The following is a 25,979-nucleotide window of genomic DNA, read 5'->3' as shown; positions in this document are numbered from 1 at the left end:
GCCGACCATGACCGAACCCGAAGTCTCCGTGCCCGCCATCATGCGCAACTACCACGAGGTGCTGCGCAACGACCTGGCCAAGGTGCTGGCGCCGCTGGCCGAGCGCGGCGACCTGGCCGGCTTTGCGCCGGCTTGGGGCGCCTATGTCGAAGCCATCGCCGTCCATGCGGCCATGGAGGACGGCATGGAGGGCGCGGGCGGCGGCATCACGTCCATGCTGGATCTGCATTTCGACGGCGCCGCAAACGCGGCGATGTTCCGCGCCGAGCATGACGACGAGCACGAACTGCAGGCCGCCGTGACGCGCGCCATCCCGCTGGATGTCGGCGCGCTGCGAGATGCCTTCGCCGCCTACCGCGGCTGTGCCGAGGCGCACCTGCTGCACGAGGAGGACATCATGATGCCCCTGGTCAACCGCCTGCCCAAGGAAGGCAAGGCCACCCTCTTCGCCCAGTGGTGCGTGTCGGCCGGCATCGCCCACGGCGGCTTCGACCACCTCGTGGCCCATGGCGTCGCGTCGCTGGCCGCCTTCGGCAGCACCAAGAACTCGCCGGTCGGCGCGACCCGCGTGTTCGTGCACTCGCTCAAGACCGTCTGCACCCCCGAGCAGTGGGCGCGCTACGGGCCCATCGCCCGCCGTGCGGCGCCGGCCGACGTGTGGGCGGCCGTGCTCGCTGAAGTGCCCAGCCTCGCCAGCTGATTTCCATAGACCCTTTTCGATCAAGCTCATGCGGAACGAGGCCTTGCTTCGTTCCTATCATTCACCTTCCTGCCCCCGAGCCCACCCAAGGAGAGACACCATGTCCCTGCGCATCAACGACATCRCCCCCGACTTCACCGCCCAGACCACGCAAGGCGAGATCAAGTTCCACGACTGGATCGGCGACAAGTGGGCCGTGCTGTTCTCCCACCCCAAGGACTTCACGCCGGTGTGCACGACCGAGCTGGGCTATATGGCCAAGATCGAGCCCGAATTCACCAAGCGCAATGCCAAGCTGATCGGCCTGTCGGTCGACCCGGTGGACAACCACCACCGCTGGGCCGCCGACATCGAGGAGACCCAGGGCCATCTGCCCAAGTACCCCATGATCGGCGACAGCGACCTGGCCGTCGCCAAGCTCTACAACATGCTGCCGGCCGATACCGAAGGCACGTCCGAGGGCCGCACGGCGGCGACCAACGCCACCGTGCGCTCGGTCTTCATCGTCGGCCCGGACAAGCGCATCAAGCTGATGCTGACCTACCCGATGACGACGGGGCGCAAYTTCGACGAGATCCTGCGCGTGCTSGACWSSATGCAGCTGACCGCSAAGYACAAGGTCGCCACGCCGGTGAACTGGAAGMAGGGCGACGACGTGATCATTGCCGGCTCGGTGAGCGATGAAGACGCCAAGGCGCTGTTCCCGGCCGGCTGGAAGGCGCCCAAGCCCTATCTGCGTATCACCAAGCAGCCCACCTGAGACCCGCATGCCTGGGCTTCCAGGCGGTGCAGCGGCGCGCTGTAGTAGGGGCTGACACCCGGTTGGGTGGCCAGCGCCGTGCGGGCCAGCGCGGCCCAGCGCGCGGCCTGGTCGCGGTCGCCAGCGCGCCAGGCGCACAGCGCGGCCACGCCGTGCAAGCGCGCGATCTGCGGCGCGGCCGGGTGGTGCGGCAGGCTCAACGCGGCGACGAAGGCGCGCATGCGGGCCAGGCCGGCGCGGGCGTCCGGCTGCAGGCACTGGCCTTCAGCGCGCAGCAGCTCAGGCCCGGTGGCGAAGCCGGCCGTCAGCATGGCGTCCTGCGGCTTGGCCTCGTGGCGCGACGCCAGCGCCAGCGCCTGGCGGGCCAGCGCCGCGTCGCCGCTGTCGACAAGGACGCGGGCGCGGGCCTCGCGCAGCACCTCTTCGTACCAGGCCGGGTCGTGCCCGGCGCCGCGCAGCGCTTCGGGCGCCGGCGCTTCGTCAAGAAAACGCAGCGCGCCGGCCATCTCACCCGCCATGCTGGCGTTCAGCGCCTGCAGGCGGATATCTCCGGCCAGCAGCGGATGCAGGCCCTTGCCGGCCGCTACACGGGCCTGGCGGCGCAATGCAAAGCGCTGGGCCGCCAACTCGTGCTGCCCGCGCTCCATGGCCGCATCACCGGCACGGCCGTGCGCAATGGTCAGTTCGACCGGCCGGTGCAGCAGCGGCAGGCGCTGCGTGTAGTCGGCCTCCACCAACGGCGCGCCCTGCGCCACGTCGCCCCAGTTCAACAGCAGGCGGCCCAGATGCCCCTGCACCTGGGCGAGCAGCAGCGGCGGCACACCGTCGCCCAGGGCGCGCAGCCTTTGCAGGCAGGCCTCCAGCTCGGCGCGCACGCGCTCGAAAGGCAGCGACAGCGTCGTCGCATACATGGCCGACCAGACGTTGGCCGCGCCGACCTCCGCGCGCACCGCGTACAGGCCGCCGCGCTCGCGCAGCGTGGCCAGAGCCGGCGCGAGCAGGGCCAGGGCGTCGTCGTGCCGACCCTGCTGGGCGGCCCAACGCGCGCCACGCAGGCCGGCCTCGGCGGCGGCCAGCGTGTCCTCGCCTGCAGCGGCGGCGCGGAACTCAACCAGGGCCTCGGGCTCATGGCCACGGCGGTTCAGCAGCTCGCCGCGCAGCAAGTGGCGCCACGCCTGCCCAGCGGCATCGGCTGGCGCGGGCAGGCGCGCCAGCAACGTCTCGGCCTCGTCCATGCGACCCAGATCGACGAGGGCACGCGCCTTCAACAGGCCGGTGTCCACGTCGCCGGGCGTGTCGGGCAGGGCCGCGAGCACCTCGTCCGGCCGCCCGGCATCAAGCCGCGCACGCCCCAGGCGCTGCGCAGCCGCGCGTGTCTCGTCGGCCGGCGCGGCCTGGGCACGCAGCGAGGCCAGTTCACGCTCCCGCAGGTTGACGGCCAGTGGCGCGGCCCCCATGGTTTCGTAGGCATCGCCCAGCACGCGGTAGAGCCGGGCCCGCTGGGCGGGATCGCCGGCAAAGCGCTGCTCAATCAGCTGAGCGCCGCGCTCCAGCAGCGGCACCTCGCCGTCGCCGTGAGGATGACGGGCCTGCGGCTCGGCGCCAAAGCGGAACATCTCGGCGACGAACGTCGTGGCCACGTTCTCGCGCTCGGCGGCCAGAGCAGCGCGCTGGCGCTGGCCAGCCAATTGCACGGCCAGGGCGCCAACCACAACCAGCACGCCGCCAGCCAGCACCGCGGCACGACGGCGACGACGCAGCAACAGGCCCAACCGCCGCAGCGGCGCCGCCGCGCGCGCCTGCACCGGCTCCTGACGCAGCCAACGCTCGACCTCGTCGGCAAGCGCGTCGGCGCTGGCGTAGCGCCGGCCCGGCTCCGTCGCGCAGGCGCCGGCGACGACAGCGGCCAGGTCGGCATCGCCCGCCTCTGCCACCAACTCGCCCAGCATGACGCCCAGTGCATAGACGTCGACTTGCACGCTCAGCTCGCCGCCCAGCAGCAACTCGGGCGCCGCGTAACGCGGCGTGCAGGCCGGCGGCGGCGCGCCCGGGCCGACGACGCCCAGCACGGCGGCGATACCGAAGTCCAGCAGATGCGGCCGGCCCTCGGCGTCGACCAGCACATTGGCCGGCTTCAGATCGCGATGCAGCACCAGGCGGCCGTGGGCATACGCCAGCGTGCGGGCGATCGTCACGAACAGGCGCAGCCGCGCCGGCAGCGCCAGTCCGGCGGCCGCCTCGTCCAACGGCCGCCCCTCGACGTAGGCAATGGCCAGATACGGCCGCGACTGGCCGTCGGGGCCGGGCTCCAGGCCGGCGTCGTACAAACGCGCGATGCGCGGGTGCTCCAGGCGGGCGACGAGACCGGTCTCCCGGGCAAAGGCCTCGCCGTCAGCCCAGTGCCCGCGAGGCAATTTCAGCGCCACCTGGCGCTCGAACAGGCCGTCAGCCCGATCGGCCAGCCACACCTCGCCCATGCCGCCGCGGCCCAGCGGACGCAGCAGCCGATAGGGCCCGACACGCTCGCCCGCCCGCAGAGCGAGCGGTTCTGCCAGGCCTGGCAGCGCAGCGAGGAAGCCCTCGTGCTCCCCGGCGTCATGGCGATCCAACATCTGCGCCAAACGCTCGCGCAGCGCCCCCAGGGGCAGCGCCGCCAGCCAGGCCGGGCGCGCCGCGGGCGCCAGTTCCAGGCCCTCGTCCAGCAGTTGGCTCAGCGTGCGCAGCTCGTCGAAGGACATCGCAGTCATGCGCCGCAGTTTGCGGTCGGCAGGCCGCCCGTGCCGTCCCCAACTCGGTGGACAGCGGGCGGCCTGGCCTGCGCCGTTGCGTCAGACTGCCGTCATGGCCGGGTCGATGAGGCGGCGCACGCCCGCAACCAGGACCTGTGCCGCTGTAGGTGCAGGCCTGCACAGGCGCGTGGCCGAGACCGATGTCGCCAGCGGAGCGGGCCGGACAACATCAGCCCGTTGCACAGTTGCCGGAGACACCGCATGCCTGACCTGACCTCCGCCACCGAACTGGCCTCCCGGGCCAAGACACCCTTTCCCGGCGCCTCTGCCGATTACGAGCAGGCCCGCAAGGCCCTGCTCGCCGAGGAGATCGAGTTCCGTCGCCACATGACGCGCCTGACCGAGCAGCGGCGCGCGCTGCCACCCGGCCCGGTGATCGCCAAGCCCTACAAGTTCAAGGACGAGCAGGCCTTCGACGTCAGCCTGCTCGAGCTGTTCGGCGACAAGGACACGCTGGTGACCTACTTCTGGATGTACGGTCCGCAACGCGAGCGCCCCTGCCCGATGTGCACCAACTGGCTGGGCGCCGTCAACGGCAATGCCGCCGACATCAAGCAGCGCGTGGCGCTGAAGATCCTCGGCCGCTCGCCGGTCGAGCGGCAATACGCCTTCGCCCAAGAGCGCGGCTGGCGCGACCTCAACTTCGTGCAGACCGTCGGCGACGACTACGCCAARGATCTTGGCATCCTGCAGCCCGACGGCAGCGAGTACCCGGCCCTCGTGGTGTTCAGGCGCGACGGCGAGCAGGTCAGGTTGTTCTGGGCCAGCGAGATGACCAAGGCCATGGGCGACCCCGGCCAGGACCCGCGCGATGCGCCGGACGTCGCGTCGCTGTGGTCCGTGCTGGACCTCACGCCCGAGGGGCGGGGCACCGATTGGTACCCCAAGCTCCAATACTGAAGCTCAGACCTCGGCCGTCACCGGGTCGATGATGCAGCGCACCTGGCTGACCTGGTCTGCCGGGAAGCCACCCAGCCGCGCATGCTCACGCACCTTGGCCTCGTCTGGCGCGTTGTAGACGCAGTAGATCTTGTCGTCGGTCACGTAGCTGTGCACCCACTGGATGCTGGGGCCCAGGTCGCGCAGGACGCCGCAGGACGTGGCGGAAATGCCTTGCAACTGCTCGGCCGTGAGCTGACCGGCGCCGGGGATGTTTCTTTCGATGACGTACTTGGGCATGGGGAACTCCTGTTGAAGCGGGCCTGCCGGAAGTCGACCGGCCTGACGCCATCCTCTTTCCAGGGAGTGGGCGACGTCCTTTAGCCGGCATGAAATCTGGCTAAATTCGACCCCTCGATGTCCACCAACCGATTCCGCTTCGGCGACTACAAGCTGCTCCCGGCCGAGCGCCTGCTGTTCCGCCGCGGCGCCGAGGTGGCGTTGACGGCGCGCGCCTTCGAGCTGCTGGTCGCGTTTGTCGAGAAGGCCGGGCAACTGCTGGCCAAGGACGAGCTGCTGCGGCGCGTCTGGGCCGATGTCGTCGTCGAGGAGAACAACCTCGCCGTGCAGGTCGGCGTGTTGCGCAAGCTGCTCGGCGCCGAGGCCATCACGACCATTCCCGGCTTTGGCTACCGCTTCGCGCTGCCGGTGCTGGATGTGGCCGAGGCCGCGCCCAGCGAGCCTGGCCTGGGTGCCCGCGGCCGTTTGCCGGTGCGTCTGCCGCCGCTGATCGGCCGCGAGACTGAGCTGGGCGAGCTGCAGGCCCTGCTGCGCGACCAGCCGGCCGTCACGCTGTGCGGCGGCCCAGGCGTCGGCAAGACGCGGCTTGCGCAGGAGCTCGCGCTGAGCCTGCGCGGCGACCACGCCGACGGGGCCTGGTGGGTGGACCTGACGCTGCTGCGCGAGGACGAGCCCGTCGCGGCCGCCGTGGCCCGCGCGCTGGGCCTGCCACCCGGCCCGGACCCGCTCGCGACGCTGGCGGCCAAGCTGTCGGCGCTGGCCCTGCTGATCGTGCTGGACAACGCCGAGCACCGCGCCGCGGATGTCGCCGAGCTCGTCTCGACGCTGGTGCGCGACACCGAGCGGGTCAGCCTGCTCATCACCAGCCAGCTGCCGCTGCAGGCCCAGGGCGAACGCGTCTACCGCCTCGAGCCGCTGCCCCTGCCCGACGCCGTGCGCCTGCTGGCCGCGCGCACCGGCGCGGCCGAAGCGGGCGTCAGCCACCGGGCCGAGGAGATCTGCGAGGCGCTGGACTGCAACCCGCTGGCCATCGAGCTGGCCGCTTCGCGCCTGGATGTGCTGGGGCTGGACGGCCTGGCCGCGCGGCTGCACCAGCGGCTGACGCTGCTGGCTCCCAGCGATGCGCGCAGCCCGTCGCGCCGCAATGCGCTGGCCGAAGCCCTGAGCTGGTCGCACGAATTGCTGGCCGAGCGCGAACGCCTCGTGCTGCGCCGCCTGGCCGTGTTCCCGGGCAGCTTCTCGCTGGAAGGCGCAGCCCTGGTGCTGGCCGACGACAAGCTGCCCGCCGCAGCCGCGGTGGCCACAGTGCTCAGCCTGGTCGAGCGGTCCCTCGTCAGCATCGACCGCGGCACGGCGCAGCGGCGCTTGCGCTTGCTGGAAACCATGCGCCTTTTCGCGCTGGACAAGCTCGCCGCCGCCGGCGAGACGGCGTTGGCCCAGGCCCGCCACTGTGGGGGGCTGCGCTGGCTGCTGGACGACGCCTACGAAGAGTCATGGCGGCTGCCGTATGCCGCCTGGAAATCGCGCTATGAACCCGAGTTGCCCGGGCTGTGGGCAGCGCTGGCATGGGCCGGCGAGCACGACTTGACCGGCGCCGTGGCCCTGTTCGGCGCCGCCGCGCCGCTGTGGATGCCCCGCGCAACGCAGGCCCGCCCGCACGCGCTGGCGCTGGCCGCGCGGCTGGCGGACGACACCACCATTGCAAAGCCGGAGCTGGCCCGTTTCTGGTCGGCCTGCGCGCGCTGTCACAGCGCCATCCACCCGGGCCTGGCGCGCGACGCCGCCGAGCGCGCCGCCCGGCTGTACCGCGAGCTGGGCGACGAGCGAGGCGAATACCTGTCGCTGGTGGAACACGCCTTCAACTGGCGCGTCGACGGCCCCGAAGCCCGCGCCGCACTGGCCGCCGCGCGCACGCTGGAAAGCCCCGGCTGGCCGGCTGCCGTGCTGGAGCGCGGCCTGACGACCGAAGCCGTGCTGCACCTGACCTCAGGCCGGCATGACGAGGCCCGGCGCTGCTACCAGGCGGCGCTGGCGCTGTGCGAGCGTGGTGGCTTCGACGCCGGCGTGATGCGCGCCCGGCTGAACCTGGCCGACCAGGCCCGCGCCGCCGGTGAGCTGGACCTGGCCGTGCAGCTGGGCGAGGCGCTGCTGGCCGAGCCGGGCGATGCCGGCGACCTGGCCTGCCTGGCCACCATCATGGGCAACCTGATCGGCGCGCTGGTCGCACAGGGCCGGTTCGAGCGCGCCCGCGAGGTGGCGCGGCAAGCCCCAGCTCGCCTGGGTCGGCTGGCGGTGGATGACCAACTGTGGGTGTCTCTGGACGCGCTGGCGCTGCTGCATCTGCAAGCCGGCCGCACGGCGCTGGCCGCGCAACTGGCCGGCGCGGCGGACCGGGAGTTCGAGGCTCACGGGCAGATGCAGCGACAGCCCAACGAGGCCGCCGACCGCGCGATGCTCGCGGCAGGGCTGGCGGAGCGGTTCAGCACGGAGGACATGGAACGGCTCGCGCAGGAAGGTCGGCGCATGAAGCTGTCCGACGCGATGCGCGCGGCCTTCGAGCTGTGACTCAGGCAGCGAACAGGCGCGTCGCCAAATCGTCGGCCGAGTTCACGGTGCGCAGCTCGGCATAGGCCGCATCGGCTTCGGGGTAGGCGCGCTTCAGGTAGTGCAGCCACTGCTTGAGTCGACCGCCCTGATGCTTCGCAGCGACCGTGGCACGGACCTGGTCGAAGAAGACCTGCATCAGCGGCAGCAGCTCGGCCCACGGCACCGGCTCGGCGCGCCTGCCCGCCACGCGCAGCGCCAGGCCCGGGTCGGCCACCATGCCGCGGCCCAGCATCAGGTGTTCGCAGCCGCTGCGCTCGCGGGCCAGTTCGGCATGCTCGACGGTCCATATCTCGCCGTTGGCGATGATGGTGATGGGCACGGCCTCGCGCACGGCGGCGATGCGCTCCCAGTAGGCCGGCGGCTTGTAGCCATCAGCCTTGGTGCGGGCATGCACGACGATCTCCTGGGCGCCCGCGTCGTGAATCGCGCGGGCCACTTCGAGCGTGCGGCTGTCATCCATATAGCCCAGGCGCATCTTGGCGGACACCATCACGTCCATCGGCACCGCACGGCGCACGGCGGAGACGATTTCGTGGATCAGCTCGGGTTCGTCCAGCAACACGGCGCCGCCACGGTGGCGGTTGACGCACTTGGCCGGGCAGCCGAAGTTCAGGTCGATGCCCTCGGGCTTCAGCTCGGCCAGTCGCCCGGCGTTCTCGGCCAGGCAGGTCACGTCGGAACCCAGCAACTGCGGATGCACCGGCACGCCGGCTGCCGTGCGCCCACCGTTCCTCAGCTCCGGCACGATGCGCGTGAACACGCGGCCGGGCAGCAACTGGTCGGTCACGCGGATGAACTCGGACACGCAGCGGTCCACGCCGCCGACGCGGGTCAACACATCGCGCAAGATGTGATCCAACAGCCCTTCCATGGGCGCCAAGAGGATCATTTCGACTCCTCTTGGTTCATCAAATAGAGCCGCAGGTCGAACTCCAGCTGGAAGTAGTCCGGCTCCATGTGCTGGCAGAGCTTGTAGAAGGGCTTGTTGTGCTCCAGCTCCCGCAGATGCGCCAGCTCGTGCACGACGATCATGCGCAGCAGCGCGGCCGGCGCCTCCTTGAACAGCGTGGCCACGCGGATCTCGCGGCGCATCTTCAGCTTTGAGCCTTGCACCTGGGTGCGGCGGGTGTGCGTCCCCAGCGCCTGCTGCAGCACGCGCAGCTTGGCGTCATAGCCGACGAAATTCAGCGGCTCGGCATTGCGCAGGTGGCGGGCCTTGAGCGCCTGCACATAGTCGAACAGGGCGCCATCGCTGCGCACCTCGTGGCGCTCAGGCAGGCGGCGGGCGAGATGGTCGGCCAGGCGGCCGTCCAGGCGCAGCTGTTCGGCCTGGGCGATGAGTTCGGGCGGGTAGCCAGCGAGGTAGCGGGCGGCAAGCATGCAGTCGGGATTCAAGGCGCGGCGCATCGAGTGCGCCGCGCGGGTAGCGAGGTCAGGCGACCAGCGCGTTCAGCTGGTCCAGGCTCGCTATTGTCGCGAGGCAGGCGCGTGCCACCTCCTGGCCCTTGGTGGAGAAATGCTCGGCAAAGAAGCGCTTGTGCTCGCCATGCTCATGAAAGTGGTGCGGCGTCAGCACGGCGGAGAAGACCGGCACGTCGGTGTCCAGTTGCACGTCCATCAGCGCCTGGATGACGGTCTGGGCGACGAAATCGTGGCGATAGATTCCGCCGTCGACGACGAGGCCGCAGGCGATGACGGCATCGAAGCGGCCGCTGCGCGCAAGACGCTTGGCATGCAGCGGGATCTCGAAGGCGCCGGGCACGTCGATGACCGTGACCTGTTCCGCGGGGATTCGACATCGGTCGAATTCATGCCGAATGGCCGACACGGCGACGCCGACGATGTCCTTGTGCCAGCTGGCGGCCACGATGGCCACGCGCGGCAGGCGGGTCAGGTTGAAGGTGGGATTGAGGGTCTGATTCATGGTGTCCTCTTGAAAGACGGTTTTTCCAGAATCAGGGCAAGCGCACGCAGCAGCGGCGTGCCCGCTCAAGCAAGCACGCCGACGCTCCGCGATCTCTTTCATCCGGACTGTGACCGTCGGCCCTGGCATCGCACCAGGTCTGCTGACCCTTTGCCGCCGAAGCGGCGAAGGCGCTCGCGGGCTCCCAGGCTTTCGCCCAGATACCGCCGGTGGGGAATTTCGCCCCGCCCTGAGAACGCTGCCGGCCTTGCGGGCCGGCACACGGATGCTAGCGGCGCTGGCGGCATGATGACGGTCATGTCCGAGACAGCCCTATTTCGCGTGACCCTGCTGCCCGGTGGCGAGACCTTCGACTGCGCCGCCGACCAGCCCCTGATGCTGGCCGGCCTGGCCGCCGGCGTCGCGCTGCCCTGGTCCTGCCGCAACGGCACCTGCCGCACCTGCATCTCGCGGCTGCTGGAAGGCCGCATCGAGCACAACATCCCGTGGCCCGGCCTCTCCGCTGAAGAGAAGGCCGAAGGCTGGGTGCTGCCCTGCGTGGCCTGCCCACGCAGCGACGTCGTGCTGCAGTGGGTGTGACTACTTTCTCGGCATGACGAGCTTGTTGCCGCCCTGGATCAGCGTCACCGAGGCGGCCTGGTCCTCCTCGGCGCCGAAGTCGAGCTGGGCGTCGACCTGGGGCACGTGCACGCGGCGCGGCGTGCTGGCCTTCAGCTCGAAGGCCGGCTGGCCAGGTGCCTGGCCTTGCAGACGGCCCTGGTCGTCGATGAAGACCTTGACCGCGAATTGCGGCGAGCTGTAGTCGCCCACCAGGGCCTGCATCTGGGCCGGCGTGAGCGCCATGAAGGCGATCTCGCTCGGCAGCTCGCCGCTGCGCGTCCAACGCTCGGCGTCGGCGGTCTCGCCATTGTTGAAGACACGCGCCGCCACGGCCTTGCCATCGGCACCACGCTCGATCTGCAGCTCGGTCAGTGAGTCGGGAAGGGCGAACCGGTCATTGCCCAGCGCAATCAGCGCGGTGCTGCCGCCGCCGCTGCGCTGGCTGTGCAGCACGCCGTCCTTCACGCGCAACATGCGGGTCTGCTTGTCCTCGCGAACAAACACGCCCTCGGCGGACTTGAGCTGCTCGGCGGCCACGGCCACGGCCTTGGGCTCGGCAAAGGGCTCGCCGACGGCGAAGGCGGCCAGCTTGCGGGCCACCAGATCCATGGAGAAGCCGGGTCCATCGCTGTTGCGAAGGATGACGATCGTCGTCTGGCTCTGCGGCAGGTAGTTCAGCGTCGACACGAAACCATGAATGCCGCCGCCATGCATCAGCATCGGCTGGCCGCGCAGCGTGGCGGCGGTGATGCCAAAGCCATAGTGCGAGGGCTTGGCCGGGCCTTCCGGCGTGGTCATGCGCTGGTAGCTCGCCTGGCTGATGAGCTTGCCGCCATGCAGCGCCTGGTTCCAGCGCCACAGGCCTTCGGTGTTGGCGATCAGTGCGCCGGCCGCATGGGGCTGGGTCATGCTGAGGAAGCCGGCCGGTGCCGCCTCGCGCTGGGCGTTCAGCGTGTAGCCCTGGGCCATGCCCTTGAAGAGCCGGTCGCCGGCCTGGTAGTGCACGCTGGTGATCTGCGCCGGCTTGAGCAGCAGTTCGTCGATGGACTGGTGCCAGCTCTTGCCCGAGATGGCCTCGACGACGGCGCCGAGCAGCACATAGCCGGAGTTGTTGTAGGCCCACTTCTCGCCGGGCGGGAAGTCCGCCGGCAGGTCCTTGAACTCCTTGATCAGCTCGGCCGTACTGAGGTCGCGGCGCACCGGGTTGCCCATATAGCCCGGGATGCCGGTGTAGCTCTTGACGCCCGAGGTGTGGTTGAGCAGCTGCAGCAGCGTGATCTGGCTGCCATTGGGATAGTCGGGCAGGAATTTGGACAGCGGATCATCGAGCTTGGCCTTGCCCTCATCGATCTGCTTGAGCAGGGCCGCGGCAGCGAACTGCTTGGTGACGGAGCCGATGCGCATCAGCTGGTCGGGCTGCAGGGGCACGCCGAGCTCGATGCTGGCCATGCCGCGAGCGCCCTTGTAGAGAAGCTGGTCACCGCGCGCCACCAGCACCGTGACGCCGGGGCCATCGCGTTTCAGCTTCTGCGCGTCGAGCAGTTGGTCGGCATAGGCCGTCATGGCCGCGGGCGTGGCGGGTTGGCCAGCGTGGGCCGTGCCGACCAGCAAAACAGACAGAGCGAAGGCGGGCGTGGCGTGTTGTCGCATGTCGGTGGGCAGGTGGTGAGACGCCGCGCAGCATGGCGTTTGGCGCGCGGCCCGGCAAGCCGGCATGCGATGAACGGCACGAAAGAAGGCATGAGCCGCAGCGGCCATCCACAGCGCCTGTGGACAACCGCGTGCACAGCCTGCGGGCGGCAAGCCCAAGTCCTTGGCACAACAGCGCTTTCCTTGCGCTGCCTCAGATTGAGGCAGACCGGCGCACGGGACAATCGCCGCCATGCATCGCACCATCTTCACAACCCCGGGGCTGAGCACCCTGCTGCGGGGTTTGTCCGTGGCCTGGCTCAAGCTGGCAGGCTGGACCGTTCAGGGCGAGCTGCAGCCCGAGGCGCGCAAGAGCGTCTTCATCGCCGCCCCGCACACCAGCAACTGGGACCTGCCCTACACGCTGTTCGCGTCCTTCGCGCTGCGCCTGACGCCCTACTGGATGGGCAAGGCTTCCATCTTCCGCTTCCCGTTTGGTGGGCTGATGCGCTGGCTGGGCGGCATCCCGGTGGATCGCGACAAGTCCAGCAATCTTGTCGCCGCCTCAGCCGAGGCCCTGCAGGCCGCCGACGGCCCAGTGCAGCTCATCGTGCCCCCCGAGGGCACGCGCAGCAAGACCATCTACTGGAAGACCGGCTTCTACTGGATCGCCGTCACGGCGAAACTGCCCATCGTCATGGCGCACATGGACTACCCGCGCAAGCTCGTTGGCCTGGGCCCGCTGTTCCGGCCGACCGGCGATGTCGACGCCGACATGGCCGAGATCAAGCGCTATTACGCCCAGTACAAGGGCAAGAACTCAGACCAGTTCACGCACGAATGATGTGCCCCTCGTCCGGTCTCGCCACGCTGCACGCGGGCGAGCCCAGCCGGTCCCCCGAGGGGACGGCGATGCTCACGGCATCAAGCCGCGAGCACATCGCCATAGGGGCCGGCTTGGGAGCGGCCCGGCGCTCGGCCCGAATACCGAAACCACCTACTTCTCACAGCGCAGCCCATGCCAACCAACCTGTCCAAAGACCCGCTGCATGGCCTCACCCTTGAGGCCATCGTGACCGCATTGGTGGAGCATTTCGGCTGGGCCGAACTCGGCCAGCGCATTGCGATCAAGTGCTTCCAGATCGACCCCAGCGTGGCGTCGAGCCTGAAGTTCCTGCGCAAGACGCCGTGGGCGCGCGCCAAGGTCGAGAGCCTCTACCTCTTCATGCGGCGCGAGCAGGCGCGCGCCGCTCGACCGTAGGTTTAGCGGCCGCCAGGCTCCGGGAGTTCGATCTTGACTTCGAGTACTTCCAGATCCCCCTGGCGCTCCATGTGCACCTTGATGTCTTCAGGGTTGATCGACACGTATTTACTGATGACGGCCACCAGCTCGCGCTGGAGTTGCGGCAGATAGTCGGGGCTGGAGCTGCGGCCATTGCGCTCGTGCGCGAGGATGAGCTGCAGCCGCTCCTTGGCGACGCTGGCCGAGCTCTTCTTCTCGCCGAGGAAAAAGTTCAGGAATCCCATTGCGCGGCTCCCATCACTTGGCGCCGAAGACGCGCTTGAACCAGCTGGGTTTCACGGCTTCGGTGAAGCGCATGGGCTTGTCCTCACCGAGGAAGCGGGCAACGACGTCCTTGTAGGCCTCGGCCACGTCGGTCTCGGCCAGGTGGATGGCCGGCGTGCCCTGGTTGGAGGCCTGCAGCACGCTCTCGCTCTCGGGGATGACGCCGATCAGCGGCGTGCGCAGGATCTCGTGGATGTCGTCCAGGCTCAGCATCTGGCCGCCCTCGACCCGGTTCGGGTTATAGCGCGTGATGAGCAGATGCTCCTTGACCGGGTCGCCGCCTTCGATGGCGCGCTTGGTCTTGCTGCTCAGCATGCCGAGGATGCGGTCGCTGTCGCGCACCGACGAGACCTCGGGGTTGGTCACGACCAGTGCCTCGTCGGCGTAGTGCATGGCCATCAGCGCACCGGTCTCGATGCCGGCCGGTGAGTCGCAGACGATGAAGTCGAACTCCATCGCCTTGAGCTCGTTGAGCACGCGCTCGACGCCTTCCTGCTTCAGCGCGTCCTTGTCGCGCGTCTGCGAGGCGGCCAGGATGTAGAGCTTGTCGAGCTGCTTGTCCTTGATGAGGGCCTGCGTCAGCTTGATCTCTTCGTTGACGACGTTGATGAGGTCATACACCACACGGCGCTCGACGCCCATGATGAGGTCAAGGTTGCGCAGGCCAACATCGAAGTCGATGACGCAGGTCTTGTGGCCGCGCATCGCGAGGCCGGTGGCGAAGCTCGCGCTGGTGGTGGTCTTGCCGACCCCGCCCTTGCCGGAGGTGACGACGACGATCTTGGTCATCTGGAGCTTTCCTGTTCGTTCAGTTCAATCGGGTTCAGAGCACTTCAGAGGGCGAGTGGCAGCATCAGCAGCTTCTCGCCATCGAGCAGGACCTGGGCCGGCTTGCCCGCCACGTCCGCCGGCAGCGGGTTCTCGGTCGTGCGGTAGATGCCGGCAATCGACAGCAGCTCCGCCTCCAGGCTGTGGGCATAGATGCGGGCCGACGTGTCGCCGCGCGCGCCGGCGATGGCCTTGCCGCGCAGCGGTGCGTAGACATGCACGCTGCCATCGGCGATGACTTCGGCGCCGTGGTTCACCAGCGCCAGCACGACGAGGTCGCCGCCCTTGGCATAGATGCGCTGGCCGGAGCGCAGCGGCTTGTCGATGACCAGGGTCGGCGCAGGTGCGGCGGGCTTCTCGATGATCTTTTCGACGGTGATCTCACGAACCACCTCACGCACTGTCTCGGCCGGCGCGGCACTGCGTTCACCCATCGGCTCGTCGGCCGCGTCGGCCAGGCCCAGCTCATGCGCCGCGGCCAGCTCCTCGGCCGTCGCACCGGCCACGGCCACTGGCTGCAGCTGGCTGTTGCGCAGCAGCTCGACGATCGCCCGCAAATCAACCGGTGCCGGCCCGTCCAGGGCCAACGGTGCCTGGCCTTCGACCGGCGCGGCCACGGTGGCCGGCGCACGCGCCAGCTGGCTCAAGTCGATGACAACGGGCTCATGCTCGAAGCCGCCGGCGCCCGCGCGCTGGGCCCAGTCGGCGGCCAGCTCGGCCATGTCGGCGCTGTGCAGCACCAGGCCCAGCAGGCTGAAGCGGCGCGACTTCAATTCGAAAGTGCCGGCGCGCGCTGCGCTCTTGCCGCGTCCGCCACTTTCCCTCGTCAAATCCGCCATTGCGCCGCTGCCGCCCGTTCAAAAGGGCGCGAGTTTAGCCGCCACCCCCGCCTTGCCTGTTGGGGCTGCCCCCAGGCGGCACCCGCGATGGCGCCTCAAAAACGGGCATTGCGGGCGGCCGGCTGGCCGATCAAGCACTTAGCGCCGCTGTCGTCAGCCGGCCCACAGACTTGTCCACAGCAGACGGGGACAAAGCGCGTCGAAATGTCCTTCCAAACCGTGACATCCGCACTTGGTGCCTTGACTTATCCCCAAATCTGGAAGGCGTCAAGCCCCGCCAGCCCTCATGCCCCCTGGCCCGTGAGCTCGCCCCGCCATTCCGCTAAGTTATTGATTCATATAAGCGAACCGAGGGTGCCTAGAAATTGAGCAACCTAAGCGGACCCGCATTCCATAAGGGCTTGGCTGCGATGGCGGCGGGTTCTCCACAAAGTTTTCCACAGACTCGGTGGATAGCTTTCAGAAGCGTTACAAATCAGTGACTTAAGCGAGGTCCTTGAGGCGCTGTGGAGCTTTCGGCTGCAACTTGGAAGCGCTCAACGCGCCATCGCAAGCTACATTGGGCCGACCACCTCAAGGAGAGTCCATTTTGGCTACCCCGAACTACAGCTATGAAAAACGCCAGCGCGAGCTGGCCAAGAAGCGCAAGGCCGAGGAAAAGCGCCAGCGCAAGATCAGCGGCAAGCCCGACGAACCCGACGCCCCCGATGAGCCTCAGGCCGATGGCGAGGCCGCAGCCGACCCGGCCGCCCCCGTTGACCCGCAAACCTAGAATCCGCAGTTCCGCCCGCCAGCTCCGTTCCCAGCGCCCATGCCCCGCCAGCTCTTCGTCACCACCGCCCTACCCTATGCGAACGCCGGTTTCCACATCGGCCACATCATGGAGTACACCCAGGCCGACACCTGGGTGCGCTTCCAGCGCATGGCGGGCCACGAAGTGCACTTCGTCTGTGCGGACGACGCCCACGGCGCGCCGATCATGATTTCGGCCGAGAAGGCCGGAAAGACGCCGCAGGACTTCGTCGCCGGCATTGCCGCCGGCCGCAAGCAATACCTCGACGGCTTTCACATCAGCTTCGACAACTGGCATTCGACCGACGGACCAGAGAACCACGAGCTGTCCAAGGCCGTCTATCTCGCGCTGCGCCACAACGAGCTGATCTCGACCAAGACCATCGAGCAATTCTTCGACCCGGCCAAGTCGATGTTTCTGCCGGACCGCTTCATCAAGGGCGAGTGCCCCAAATGCGGCGCGAAGGACCAGTACGGCGACTCCTGCGAGGTCTGCGGCGCCGTCTATGCGCCCACCGAGCTGAAGAACCCTTACTCGGTGCTGTCCGGCGCGACGCCGGTGCTCAAGACCAGCGAGCACTACTTCTTCAAGCTGAGCGACCCACGCTGCGTCGACTTCCTGACGCAATGGACCCAGGAGGCCGGCCGGCTGCAGCCCGAGGTGCTGAACAAGATTCGCGAGTGGTTCGAGACCGACGAGGATGGCAACAACAAGCTCAGCGACTGGGACATCAGCCGCGACGCGCCTTATTTCGGCATCGAGATCCCCGATGCGCCGGGCAAGTACTTCTACGTCTGGCTGGACGCGCCCATCGGCTACCTGGCCTCGCTGAAGAACTACTTCGGCAAGACTGGCAGGGACTACGACGCCTTCATGGCGGATCCGTCGGTGGAGCAGATCCACTTCATCGGCAAGGACATCACCTACTTCCACACGCTGTTCTGGCCGGCGATGCTGCATTTCAGCGGCAAGCATCTGGCCGACGGCACCTACGTGCCGCGGAAGACCCCCAACCACGTCTTCGTGCACGGCTTCATGACCGTCAACGGCGGCGAGAAGATGAGCAAGAGCCGCGGCACCGGCCTGGACCCGCTGAAGTACCTCGCTCTCGGCCTGAACGCCGAGTGGCTGCGCTACTACATCGCCGCCAAGCTCAATGCCAAGGTCGAGGACATCGACTTCAACCCCGAGGACTTCGCGGCCCGCGTCAACAGCGACCTGGTCGGCAAGTTCATCAACATCGCGTCGCGCGCCGCGGGCTTCCTGACCAAGCGTTTCGACGGCCATCTCAGCGGCGACCTTGGCGTCGAAGGCCGCATGCTGCTGGACGCGCTGCGCGCCCCAAGCGATTCGATCGCCCAGCTCTATGAGGACCGCGAATTCGGCAAGGCCATCCGCGAGATCATGCTGCTGGCCGACAAGGTCAACGAGTTCGTCGACCAGCACAAGCCCTGGGAGCTGGCCAAGCAGGAAGGCATGGACGCCGCCCTGCACGACGTCTGCAGCGTCTGCATCGAGGCCTTCCGCCTGCTGACCCTCTACCTCAAGCCGGTACTGCCGGCATTGGCCGGTCAGGTCGAGTCCTTCCTGAAGATCGCGCCGCTGCAGTGGAGCGACAGCGCCCGCGCCCTGGGCGCCCATCAGATCGGCGTCTACCAGCACCTGATGCAGCGCGTCGACCTGGCCAAGGTGGAGCAGCTGTTCGAAGCCCCGCCGGCGCCGAAGGTAGTGCCCGGTGGCGAAGACCTCGCGGAAGAGATCAAGATCGACGACTTCGCCAAGGTTGACCTGCGSATCGCGAAGATCGTCAAGGCCGAGCACGTCGAGGGCTCGGACAAGCTGCTGCGCCTGACGCTGGACGCTGGCGAGGGCCGCCTGCGCAATGTCTTCAGTGGCATCAAAAGCGCCTACAAGCCCGAGGCCCTGGAAGGCAAGCTGACCGTGCTTGTCGCCAACCTCGCTCCGCGCAAGATGAAGTTCGGCATCAGCGAGGGCATGGTGCTGGCCGCCAGCCACGCCGACGAGAAGGCCCACCCGGGCATCTTCGTGCTCGAGCCTTTCCCCGGCGCTCTGCCGGGCATGCGGGTGCGCTGAGCAGCCATGAACTCGCCGCGACTGCCTCTTGGCCCGTCGCGGCGCCGGCGTTTCATCGCCGAGCACTACCACTGCGGGCCTCCGGCCGCGACCTCGCTCCTCGCGTCGTCGCCACCCCGGAGGTCCCATGCCACTGCCCCAGCTGCACCCTTTCCGCCCCCGCATGCTCGCGCTGCGGGCGGGTTACTCGCGGCAGCGCTTCCTCGCTGATCTCGGCGCCGGCCTGACGGTCGGCATCGTCGCGCTGCCGCTGGCGCTGGCCTTCGCCATCGCCTCCGGTCTGCGCCCCGAACAGGGCCTGGCCACGGCCATCGTCGCCGGGCTGCTGATCTCCCTCTTCGGCGGCTCCAGCGTGCAGATCGGCGGGCCGGCCGGCGCCTTCATCGTCGTCGTCTACGGCATCCTGCAGCGCTACGGCCTGGCCAATCTGCTGCTCGCCACCATGGGCGCCGGTGTGCTGCTGTTCGCGATGGGCGCCCTCAAGCTGGGCGTGCTGGTGCGCTACATCCCGGTGGCCATCGTCACCGGCTTCACCAACGGCATCGCGGTGCTGATCGCGCTCGCTCAGCTGAAGGACGCACTGGGCCTGTCGCGCCTGCCCATGCCGGCTGACTTCTTTGGCCAGATTGGCGTGCTGAGCGCGCACGCGGCAGGCTTCAATCCCTGGGCCGTTGCGACGACTGCCGCGGCCGTGACCGTGCTGCTGCTCTGGCCCAAGAACATCGGGCAGCAGGCCCTGAGCGGCGTGCGGCGCTGGATGGCGCTGCTGCCCAGCACCGTCATCGCGCTCGTGGGCGCGACGCTGGCCACCGCGCTGCTGGACCTGCCGCTGGAAACCATCGGCAGCCGTTTCGGTGGCATTCCGCGTAGCCTGCCAGCGCTGGCCTGGCCGGACGCGAGCTGGGAGGGCCTGCGCCAGCTCGTCATCCCGACATTGACTTTGGCGCTGCTCGGCGCCATCGAGTCACTGCTCTGCGCCCGCGTGGCCGACAAGCTCACGCCTGACCTGCCCCGCCATGACCCCAACCAGGAGCTGATGGCGCAGGGTATCGCCAACCTGGTGGCGCCGCTGTTCGGCGGCATGCCGGCCACCGGCACCATCGCCCGCACGGTGACCAATATCCGTGCCGGCGCGACCAGCCCGGTCGCCGGCATCGTGCATGCGCTGAGCCTGCTGATCATCCTGCTCGTGGCCGCGCCGCTGGCCGTGCATGTGCCCCTCGCGGCCTTGGCCGGCATCCTGCTCGTCGTCGCCTGGAACATGGGCGACTGGCACGAGTTCGCGAGGCTGCGGCGATTCAACTTCACCTACCGCACGCTGCTCGTCGGCACTTTCACGCTGACCGTCGTGACCGACCTGACCGTGGCGGTGGAGGTGGGCCTGATCGCGTCCTGCGTGTTCTTCGTCTGGCGCATGGGCCAGCTGTTCACGATCAGCCGCTTCGACGCCGGCGTCCTGCCCGAGGGCGTGGTGGCCTACGAGCTCTATGGCGCCCTGTTCTTTGGCGCGGTCGGCAAGATCGAGGCGCTGGCCGAGCAGCTGCCCGCTGGCACGCGGGCCGTCGTCTTCGAGATGCACCGCCTCATCGTCATGGACACCTCGGGCGTGGAGGCCCTGCGCGAACTGCACCGCACGCTGGCCAAGCGCAGCGTCGCCCTGGTGCTCGCGAACATCAACGCCCAGCCCCTGGATCTGCTGCGCCGCTCCGGTCTGGCCGCCGAATTGGGCGACGCCGCCATCGTGCCCAGCATCGCCGATCTAAAATCAGCCCCTTAGTCAAAGAGACCCCCATGCCGCTGTTCTGGAAGCCCTACAAGTCCGAAGTCACGAACTTCATTGAGCAACTCAAGGCCCAGCGCCCCACGCTGGAGGCCGAACAGCGCGCCGGCCGTGCCCTGCTGTGGGACAAGGAGCAGGACCGCAACGCCCAGGCCGGTTTCGACGACGCCCGCGTACCGCAGCAGCCCTACGTCTATCAAACGTCCGGCAAGTAAGCCTTGACGGCCATGGCTGAGGAATCCAGCCAAGCCGCGTCTGACCTTCCCGAGGTCGTAGACGCGGTCGCAGTGGCGCGCCTGTACGGCGAGCCGCTGTTCCAGATGCCGCTGGACCTCTACATCCCGCCGGATGCGTTGGAGGTCTTCCTGGAGGCCTTCCAGGGCCCGCTGGACCTGCTGCTGTACCTCATCCGCAAGCAGAACTTCAACATCCTCGACATCCCGCTGGCCGACGTGACCCGCCAGTACCTGAGCTATGTCGAGCAGATCCGCAAGCACAACCTCGAGCTGGCCAGCGAATACCTCTTGATGGCCGCGATGCTGATCGAGATCAAGTCACGCATGCTGCTGCCGCCCAAGAAGAGCGAGGATGGCAAGGAGGCCGAGGATCCGCGTGCCGAGCTGGTGCGGCGCCTGCTGGAGTACGAGCAGATGAAGCTGGCCGCCGCGCGGCTGGACCGCCTGCCGCAGCTGGGACGCGACTTCCTGCGCGCCCAGGTGCACATCGAGCAGTCGCTGACGCCCCACTTCCCCGACGTCAATACCGACGATCTGCGCGAGGCCTGGCTCGATATCCTCAAGCGTGCCAAGCTCAACCAGCACCACAAGATCAGCCGCGAGCAGCTGTCGGTGCGCGAGCACATGAGCATCGTGCTGCGCCGCCTGCAGGGCCAGCGCTTCGTCGAGTTCGAGGCCCTGTTCGACGTCACGCGCGGCCAGGCCGTCATCGTCGTCACCTTCATCGCGATGCTGGAGCTGGCCAAGGAGCGCCTGCTGGAGATCACGCAGGCCGAGGCGTTTGCGCCGATCTATGTGAGGCTGGCCTACTCGGCCAATTGAGGCAACGGCGCGCTGTGGATCGCCGGGACCGAGTTCTGAAGCAGATCCACGAAGCGTTCCGCGACGTGAGGCTGGGCGATGGCGTGACACTGCACGAGGCCATTGCCATCGACGATGGCGCGACGGATGCCGAGCGGCAGGCTGCCCGCCGCATGGACACGGCGCAGCATTGGCAGGACGTGCCCGATGCCCACATCGCGCGCCATGAGGCCGTCTTCTCTTTCCTCGACGTCAAGGGCTACGTCTTTTACGCGCCAGCTTATATGTGCTGGCTGCTGCGCGCGGGCTATCACACGCAGTGGAACTCCGCGGCTGAAGCGCAGATGGCGTTCCATCAAAGAGGCAGACCTGACCGCGACGGATGGCACAAGCCTCACGAAATGTTCTCGCCAGCGCAGTGTCGGGCTATCGCGCAGTACATGCTCTATGTTTACGAAGTGCTGGACGAGGAAGGCTTCTCGTACGTCAAGGAGCCGCTAGACAAGTACTGGTCGCAGTACCTTTAACCTCAGCGCCCGCGCAGCTTCTGCACCGCCGTGACGCCGGCCAGCACCAGTGCGCCGGCGATGACGCCGAGCAGCGCGTTCGCGCCGTTCTCCAGCACCAGCCCAACAGCCCAAGCCTGGCCCTCGGCCAGATGTGCAATGGCGTGATGCAGTGGCGCAATGCCATGCACAAGGATGCCGCCGCCGACAAGGAACATCGCCGCCGTGCCCAGCACGGTCAGCAGTTTCATCAACCGCGGCGCGGCGGCCAGCAGGAAGCGGCCGAAGGCCTGCGTCACCGCGCCTGCCTTGCGTGACAGCCAGAGCCCGGCGTCGTCCATCTTGACGATGCCGGCCACAAAGCCATAGACGCCCAACGTCATCGCGAAAGACACCGCCACAAGCACGGCCAACTGGGTCTGCAGCGGCGCGCTGGCCACCGTACCCAGGGCGATGACGATGATTTCGGCGGACAGGATGAAGTCGGTGCGGATGGCCCCCTTGACCTTGTCGCGCTCGAAGGTGGCCATGTCGACCTTGGGGTCGGCAATCGCCTTGACCAGCTCGTCGTGGTGAGCCTGGTCTTCCTCCGCGCTATGCAGGAATTTGTGCGCCAGCTTCTCAAAGCCCTCGAAGCACAGATAGGCGCCGCCGACCATCAGCAGCGGCGTGATGGCCCACGGGGCAAAGGCCGAGATGGCCAGGGCCGCCGGCACCAGGATGGCCTTGTTCAGCAGCGAGCCTTTGGCCACCGCCCATACCACCGGCAATTCGCGGTCGGCATTGACGCCGCTGACCTGCTGGGCGTTGAGCGCCAGATCGTCGCCCAGCACGCCGGCGGTCTTCGTGGCGGCGACCTTGGTCATGGTCGCCACGTCGTCAAGGATGGTGGCGATGTCGTCGAGCAGGACGAGCAGGCTGGAGGCCATGGGGCAGGCGATGCGGTCGTTGGAACGGCCGCGATGCTATCCGCTCAGCGGTAATGCCGAGCGAGGCTCTCCGCCACGCAGACGGGTTTGGCCACACCTTCCGCCTCGATGGCGACCTCCACCGTCAACTGCACCGCGCCACCGGCCACCGGGTCCATGGCCAGCAGCTTGAAGCCGGCGCGCAGCCGGCTGCCCACCGGCACCGGCTTCGTGAAGCGCACCTTGTTGAGGCCGTAGTTCAGCACCATGCGCGATTCGCGTACCGAGAAGCCGGTCTCAAAAAAATACGGGATCAGCGACAGCGTCAGGAAGCCATGCGCAATCGGTCCGCCGAAAGGCCCTGACTTGGCACGCTCGGGGTCGACGTGGATCCACTGCCTGTCCTCGGTCGCCTCGGCAAACGCGTTCACGCGCGCCTGGTCGACGGTGATCCAGTCGCTGTGGCCCAGGGGCTGGCCGATCAGGGATTCGAGATCGGCAAGGGTGTCGAAGTGGCGCATGCAGGGTGACGCAAGGTGGCGGGTGTGCCACTACGTTAACCTCGCGCGCCCTGATCGACCGTAGCCCACGCGACACCACCGTTCCATGCACATTCTGTTGATCGAGGACGACCTCGGCTTGGGGCCTGCGCTGCAGGCCGCGCTGTGCACCGAAGGGCACAGCAGCACCTGGCTGCGGCGCGCCAACGACGCGCCCCGGCAGCTCGACCCCGCCGCGCAGGACGCCGTGCTGCTGGACCAGACCCTGCCCGACGGCGACGGCCGCGCCTTGCTGACACGCTGGCGCCGCCAGGGCAGCGCAGTGCCAGTCATCGTCATCACCGCACGCACCACGCTGGAGGACCGCCTCGCCGGCTTCGACGGCGGCGCCGACGACTATGTGGTCAAGCCCTTCGAGATGCCCGAACTGATGGCGCGCCTGCGCTCGGTGCTGCGGCGCTGCGCCCAGCAGGCCAGCGACGAGTGGACGCTGGGCGGCCTGACGATCGAGCCGCGTCGCCAGCGGGTGCTGCTGGAGGGCGCTGAGCTGGCGCTGTCGCCGCGCGAATATCAGCTGCTGCTGGAACTGGCACGCGAACGCGGCGGTGTGGTCGCCAAGCACCAGCTCGCGCAGCGCCTGGCACCACTGGGCGAACCGATGGAGTTCGGCACGCTGGAGGTGCACCTGGCCAACCTGCGCCGCAAGGTGGGCGCGGCCCGCATCGGCACGCTGCGCGGCGTGGGCTACTGGCTCGAATGCGCATGAAGTTCGAATGGCTGCAACCCACGCTGACGCGTCGGCTGATCCTGGCGCTGCTGGTCGCCTTCACGCTGTGCTCGGTGCTGCTGCTGGTGGACGACCAGCTCGATGTCCAGCACCAGTTGGCCACCGACCCTGGTGTGCGCCAGCTGGGCCGTCAGCTCGCCGCGGGGCTGGAAGAGATCGAAGATCCCGCGCTGGCTGCCCGGGTGCTCGAGGGCCATACGCGCTACATCAACGGGCTGCGCATGGGGCAGACCATGACGACAGGCCCGCTGCTGATGCAGTTGCTGGACCGTCAAGGCCGACAGGTCTACGCGTCGGCACCCGGCGATGCCATTGCCAAGCCGGGCGTCGGCGAGCAGACCATCGCCGGCCGGACGCACTGGACCTACCGCCAGGACGGGCCGCGCTGGTCGCTGCGGCTGGCCGAGCCGGCGTTGTCGCGCGCCCAGTTGCTCGGCTTTGCCAGCGGCGCGCTGGGCATGCAGCTGCTGGTGGGCTTCCCGTTGATGCTGCTGCCGCTGTGGATCGCCGTCTACACGGGCCTGGCGCCGCTGCGCCGCTTTGCTCGCCGGCTGAACAGCCTGGACCTGCGGCAGGACCTGGCACCGCTGGACGTGGACCTGCGCTACCGTGAGCTGCGCCCGCTGGGTCAGGCCTTCGACGCGCTGCTGAGCCGCCTGCGCCGGCGCCGCGCGCGTGAACGCGCCTTTGTGCACGAGGCGGCGCACGAGCTGCGCACGCCGCTGGCCGTCGTCGCCACGCAGACCCACGCCCTCGTGCACGCAGCTGATGCCGACGCGCGCGCCACTGCTGCCGCCGGGCTGCAACAAGCCATCGCACGCAGCGCCCACCTGTCGCGCCAGCTGCTGGACCTGGCCAGCCTCGACAACGAGCAGCCCGCCGCGCCGGTCGCCCTCGACTTGGCGCATTTCTGCGCGCAGCGACTGGCCGAGCAGGCGGGCGCCGCACGCGAGCGCGGCATTGCGCTGGCGCTGGACGCGCCGGACCAGCTGCCGGTACGCCTGGACACCGTGGCCTTGCAGTCCTTGCTGCAGAACCTGCTCGACAACGCATTGCGCTACGTGGGCCGCGGCGGCCGCATCGAGGTCAGTCTCGACGTCGCGCCCGAGGGCCTGCGGCTGGCTGTGGCCGATGACGGCCCGGGTATTGCGCCCGCCGACCGCCCTCAGGCCTTCGAGCGCTTCTGGCGCGGCGCCGGGCATGACGTGCAGGGCAGCGGGCTGGGCCTGGCCATCGTGGCGCGGGCTGCCGACCGACTGGGTGGCCAGGTCACGCTGGGCGACGGCCTCACGTGGCCCGACGGCAGTGGTTGCGGTGCGCGCTTCGAACTTCGGTTGCCGGCCATCGTCTTGGGCATTCCTTAAGCCACGGCTTTCAACAATGGCCCGGTCCTTTCCACCACCGACCGGAGCCTTGTTTGAAAGCTGTGCTGTTCCTCACCGTTGCCGCGCTGGCCGCTCTGCCCGCGCATGCCGCCGACCCCTACGTCGGCTTCAACCTCACTACTCCCGGCGAGGCGAACTTCAGCATCAACGGCCATGACGTGGCCAACGACAACAAGCCGCATGCGATGAAGCTGTACACCGGGCTGCGGTTCACGCCCACCTGGGCGGCCGAGCTGGGCTACGGCGCCTTCGGCAGCTACCACGCGGCCGACCCCACGCCAGGTTCCTCCTACCAGCTGAAGATGTCCACAAGCGTCGCCTACCTGGCCGCACGGGCCACCACCCCGCTCGGCGATTCCTTCGCACTCTTCGGCAAGGTCGGCCTGGCCGTGAACCGGCTCAAGGCCAGCGACTCGCTGGGCCACACCGATCGCGAGTCCTTCGTGCGGCCCATGTTCGGCAGCGGCCTGGAGTGGAAGCTCGCACCGCAGGTGTCCGCCACCGTCGAATACAACCGCTACGGTTCGCGCCGCAGCGACGGCGACCGCTTCACGCAGCAGAAGGCCGAGGTGGGTCTGGCCTTCAAGTTCTAGGAGCCTGCGCGGCAGCGGGCATAGCCCGCGTTGAGCCTGGCAAGGGTGCAGGCAAGGCGCGAGGAGGCCGCGGGCCCCCGCCCGCAACGACGAGCAACGCCGCATGCGCCCTTGCCAGGCTCAACCCGGAGGGCCGGGGTGATTTGCGGGGTCATGCGGCGTTGCTCGTCGTTG

At 68.6% G+C, this 25,979-nt stretch carries 27 protein-coding genes and 1 riboswitch; of the genes, 16 read left to right on the top strand and 11 right to left on the bottom strand.

What is annotated here, in order from left to right:
* Window positions 1–7: 7 nt before the first annotated feature.
* Both ACXJKJ_RS15800 and ACXJKJ_RS15795 read left to right on the top strand, forming a co-directional pair.
* Window positions 8–700, top strand: a complete 693-nt coding sequence (locus tag ACXJKJ_RS15800) for a hemerythrin domain-containing protein (protein WP_457390900.1) — start codon at window positions 8–10, stop codon at window positions 698–700.
* A 100-nt stretch (window positions 701–800) separates the two neighbouring features.
* Entirely contained in the window at window positions 801–1,460 is a 660-nt protein-coding gene (locus ACXJKJ_RS15795) for a peroxiredoxin (protein WP_457390898.1), read from the top strand.
* Here the strand turns inward: ACXJKJ_RS15795 and ACXJKJ_RS15790 are convergent.
* Window positions 1,430–4,207: a protein kinase domain-containing protein gene (locus tag ACXJKJ_RS15790; protein ID WP_457390896.1), complete on the bottom strand. Its 2,778-nt coding sequence runs from the start codon at window positions 4,205–4,207 to the stop codon at window positions 1,430–1,432. The genes ACXJKJ_RS15795 and ACXJKJ_RS15790 overlap by 31 nt on opposite strands.
* A 243-nt stretch (window positions 4,208–4,450) precedes the next feature.
* On the opposite strand from ACXJKJ_RS15790, the gene ACXJKJ_RS15785 reads away from it, so the two are divergent.
* Window positions 4,451–5,149, top strand: a complete 699-nt coding sequence (locus tag ACXJKJ_RS15785; protein WP_457390894.1) for a DUF899 family protein — start codon at window positions 4,451–4,453, stop codon at window positions 5,147–5,149.
* Between the two features lie 3 nt (window positions 5,150–5,152).
* Here the strand turns inward: ACXJKJ_RS15785 and ACXJKJ_RS15780 are convergent, their stop codons facing one another.
* Window positions 5,153–5,428 carry a DUF4242 domain-containing protein gene (locus tag ACXJKJ_RS15780; protein ID WP_457324911.1) on the bottom strand — a complete coding sequence of 92 codons (276 nt, stop codon included), beginning with the start codon at window positions 5,426–5,428 and terminating at the stop codon, window positions 5,153–5,155.
* 117 nt (window positions 5,429–5,545) lie between these two features.
* On the opposite strand from ACXJKJ_RS15780, the gene ACXJKJ_RS15775 reads away from it, so the two are divergent.
* Window positions 5,546–7,993, top strand: coding sequence for an ATP-binding protein (locus ACXJKJ_RS15775; protein ID WP_457390892.1), 2,448 nt, complete (start codon window positions 5,546–5,548; stop codon window positions 7,991–7,993).
* 1 nt (window position 7,994) lies between these two features.
* Here ACXJKJ_RS15775 and ACXJKJ_RS15770 read toward each other — a convergent pair whose 3' ends face one another.
* Genes ACXJKJ_RS15770 through ACXJKJ_RS15760 form a run of 3 tightly spaced genes read right to left on the bottom strand, consistent with a single transcriptional unit; the run spans window position 7,995 to window position 9,959 of the window.
* Window positions 7,995–8,924, bottom strand: coding sequence for a tRNA dihydrouridine synthase (locus ACXJKJ_RS15770; RefSeq protein WP_457324147.1), 930 nt, complete (start codon window positions 8,922–8,924; stop codon window positions 7,995–7,997).
* On the bottom strand, window positions 8,921–9,415 hold the full coding sequence (locus ACXJKJ_RS15765) for a YgjP-like metallopeptidase domain-containing protein (RefSeq protein ID WP_056199069.1): 495 nt from the start codon (window positions 9,413–9,415) through the stop codon (window positions 8,921–8,923). The genes ACXJKJ_RS15770 and ACXJKJ_RS15765 overlap by 4 nt, the downstream gene beginning before the upstream one ends.
* Window positions 9,416–9,467: 52 nt before the next feature.
* Entirely contained in the window at window positions 9,468–9,959 is a 492-nt protein-coding gene (locus tag ACXJKJ_RS15760; RefSeq protein ID WP_056199072.1) for a 6,7-dimethyl-8-ribityllumazine synthase, read from the bottom strand.
* An 86-nt stretch (window positions 9,960–10,045) separates the two neighbouring features.
* Window positions 10,046–10,200: riboswitch (FMN riboswitch) on the bottom strand.
* A 56-nt stretch (window positions 10,201–10,256) separates the two neighbouring features.
* On the opposite strand from ACXJKJ_RS15760, the gene ACXJKJ_RS15755 reads away from it, so the two are divergent.
* A complete protein-coding gene (locus ACXJKJ_RS15755; RefSeq protein WP_457390891.1) occupies window positions 10,257–10,538 on the top strand; it encodes a 2Fe-2S iron-sulfur cluster-binding protein in 282 nt (93 codons plus the stop codon).
* Here ACXJKJ_RS15755 and ACXJKJ_RS15750 read toward each other — a convergent pair whose 3' ends face one another.
* Window positions 10,539–12,209 (bottom strand): serine hydrolase domain-containing protein, encoded by a 1,671-nt coding sequence (locus ACXJKJ_RS15750; protein WP_457390889.1) that lies wholly within the window; start codon window positions 12,207–12,209, stop codon window positions 10,539–10,541.
* A gap of 232 nt (window positions 12,210–12,441) precedes the next feature.
* Here ACXJKJ_RS15750 and ACXJKJ_RS15745 point away from each other — a divergent pair, with 232 nt between their 5' ends.
* On the top strand, window positions 12,442–13,032 hold the full coding sequence (locus ACXJKJ_RS15745) for a 1-acyl-sn-glycerol-3-phosphate acyltransferase (protein ID WP_056199077.1): 591 nt from the start codon (window positions 12,442–12,444) through the stop codon (window positions 13,030–13,032).
* 174 nt (window positions 13,033–13,206) lie between these two features.
* Window positions 13,207–13,449 carry a VF530 family protein gene (locus ACXJKJ_RS15740; protein WP_457390888.1) on the top strand — a complete coding sequence of 81 codons (243 nt, stop codon included), beginning with the start codon at window positions 13,207–13,209 and terminating at the stop codon, window positions 13,447–13,449.
* Window positions 13,450–13,451: 2 nt separating this feature from the next.
* On the opposite strand, the gene minE is transcribed toward ACXJKJ_RS15740, so the two are convergent.
* Genes minE through minC form a run of 3 tightly spaced genes read right to left on the bottom strand, consistent with a single transcriptional unit; the run spans window position 13,452 to window position 15,422 of the window.
* Window positions 13,452–13,715, bottom strand: coding sequence for a cell division topological specificity factor MinE (minE, locus tag ACXJKJ_RS15735; RefSeq protein ID WP_056199081.1), 264 nt, complete (start codon window positions 13,713–13,715; stop codon window positions 13,452–13,454).
* A gap of 13 nt (window positions 13,716–13,728) precedes the next feature.
* Window positions 13,729–14,544: a septum site-determining protein MinD gene (gene minD, locus ACXJKJ_RS15730; RefSeq protein WP_457354209.1), complete on the bottom strand. Its 816-nt coding sequence runs from the start codon at window positions 14,542–14,544 to the stop codon at window positions 13,729–13,731.
* Window positions 14,545–14,588: 44 nt separating this feature from the next.
* Complete coding sequence (gene minC, locus ACXJKJ_RS15725) at window positions 14,589–15,422, bottom strand: septum site-determining protein MinC (protein WP_056199088.1); 834 nt, start codon at window positions 15,420–15,422, stop codon at window positions 14,589–14,591.
* Window positions 15,423–16,011: 589 nt separating this feature from the next.
* Between minC and ACXJKJ_RS15720 the strand changes: the two genes are divergently transcribed.
* From ACXJKJ_RS15720 to ACXJKJ_RS15695, 6 genes are all read left to right on the top strand, one after another.
* Window positions 16,012–16,194 carry a hypothetical protein gene (locus tag ACXJKJ_RS15720; RefSeq protein ID WP_056199090.1) on the top strand — a complete coding sequence of 61 codons (183 nt, stop codon included), beginning with the start codon at window positions 16,012–16,014 and terminating at the stop codon, window positions 16,192–16,194.
* Window positions 16,195–16,233: 39 nt separating this feature from the next.
* Complete coding sequence (gene metG, locus ACXJKJ_RS15715; protein ID WP_457354211.1) at window positions 16,234–18,309, top strand: methionine--tRNA ligase; 2,076 nt, start codon at window positions 16,234–16,236, stop codon at window positions 18,307–18,309.
* Between the two features lie 127 nt (window positions 18,310–18,436).
* Entirely contained in the window at window positions 18,437–20,086 is a 1,650-nt protein-coding gene (locus ACXJKJ_RS15710; protein ID WP_457354213.1) for a SulP family inorganic anion transporter, read from the top strand.
* Window positions 20,087–20,100: 14 nt separating this feature from the next.
* The gene (locus tag ACXJKJ_RS15705) at window positions 20,101–20,304 is read left to right on the top strand and encodes a DUF3460 family protein (protein WP_056199099.1); all 204 of its coding nucleotides are present in this window, start codon (window positions 20,101–20,103) and stop codon (window positions 20,302–20,304) included.
* 12 nt (window positions 20,305–20,316) lie between these two features.
* A complete protein-coding gene (locus ACXJKJ_RS15700) occupies window positions 20,317–21,147 on the top strand; it encodes a segregation and condensation protein A (RefSeq protein WP_056199739.1) in 831 nt (276 codons plus the stop codon).
* 14 nt (window positions 21,148–21,161) lie between these two features.
* On the top strand, window positions 21,162–21,653 hold the full coding sequence (locus tag ACXJKJ_RS15695; protein ID WP_457390887.1) for a DUF6714 family protein: 492 nt from the start codon (window positions 21,162–21,164) through the stop codon (window positions 21,651–21,653).
* 2 nt (window positions 21,654–21,655) lie between these two features.
* Here the strand turns inward: ACXJKJ_RS15695 and ACXJKJ_RS15690 are convergent, their stop codons facing one another.
* Both ACXJKJ_RS15690 and ACXJKJ_RS15685 read right to left on the bottom strand, forming a co-directional pair.
* Window positions 21,656–22,561 (bottom strand): DUF808 domain-containing protein, encoded by a 906-nt coding sequence (locus ACXJKJ_RS15690; protein WP_457390885.1) that lies wholly within the window; start codon window positions 22,559–22,561, stop codon window positions 21,656–21,658.
* A gap of 44 nt (window positions 22,562–22,605) precedes the next feature.
* Complete coding sequence (locus ACXJKJ_RS15685; RefSeq protein WP_457390883.1) at window positions 22,606–23,061, bottom strand: MaoC family dehydratase; 456 nt, start codon at window positions 23,059–23,061, stop codon at window positions 22,606–22,608.
* An 85-nt stretch (window positions 23,062–23,146) separates the two neighbouring features.
* On the opposite strand from ACXJKJ_RS15685, the gene ACXJKJ_RS15680 reads away from it, so the two are divergent.
* From ACXJKJ_RS15680 to ACXJKJ_RS15670, 3 genes are all read left to right on the top strand, one after another.
* Window positions 23,147–23,806 carry a response regulator gene (locus ACXJKJ_RS15680; RefSeq protein ID WP_056199107.1) on the top strand — a complete coding sequence of 220 codons (660 nt, stop codon included), beginning with the start codon at window positions 23,147–23,149 and terminating at the stop codon, window positions 23,804–23,806.
* On the top strand, window positions 23,803–25,191 hold the full coding sequence (locus ACXJKJ_RS15675; protein WP_457390881.1) for a sensor histidine kinase: 1,389 nt from the start codon (window positions 23,803–23,805) through the stop codon (window positions 25,189–25,191). The genes ACXJKJ_RS15680 and ACXJKJ_RS15675 overlap by 4 nt, the downstream gene beginning before the upstream one ends.
* 62 nt (window positions 25,192–25,253) lie before the next feature.
* The gene (locus tag ACXJKJ_RS15670) at window positions 25,254–25,805 is read left to right on the top strand and encodes an outer membrane beta-barrel protein (RefSeq protein ID WP_457323402.1); all 552 of its coding nucleotides are present in this window, start codon (window positions 25,254–25,256) and stop codon (window positions 25,803–25,805) included.
* Window positions 25,806–25,979: the final 174 nt, after the last annotated feature.

The sequence above is a fragment of the Roseateles sp. P5_E1 genome (assembly GCF_054049335.1).
Note: the sequence above shows the minus strand (reverse complement) of the source record. Positions and strands in the feature narration are given on the sequence as shown.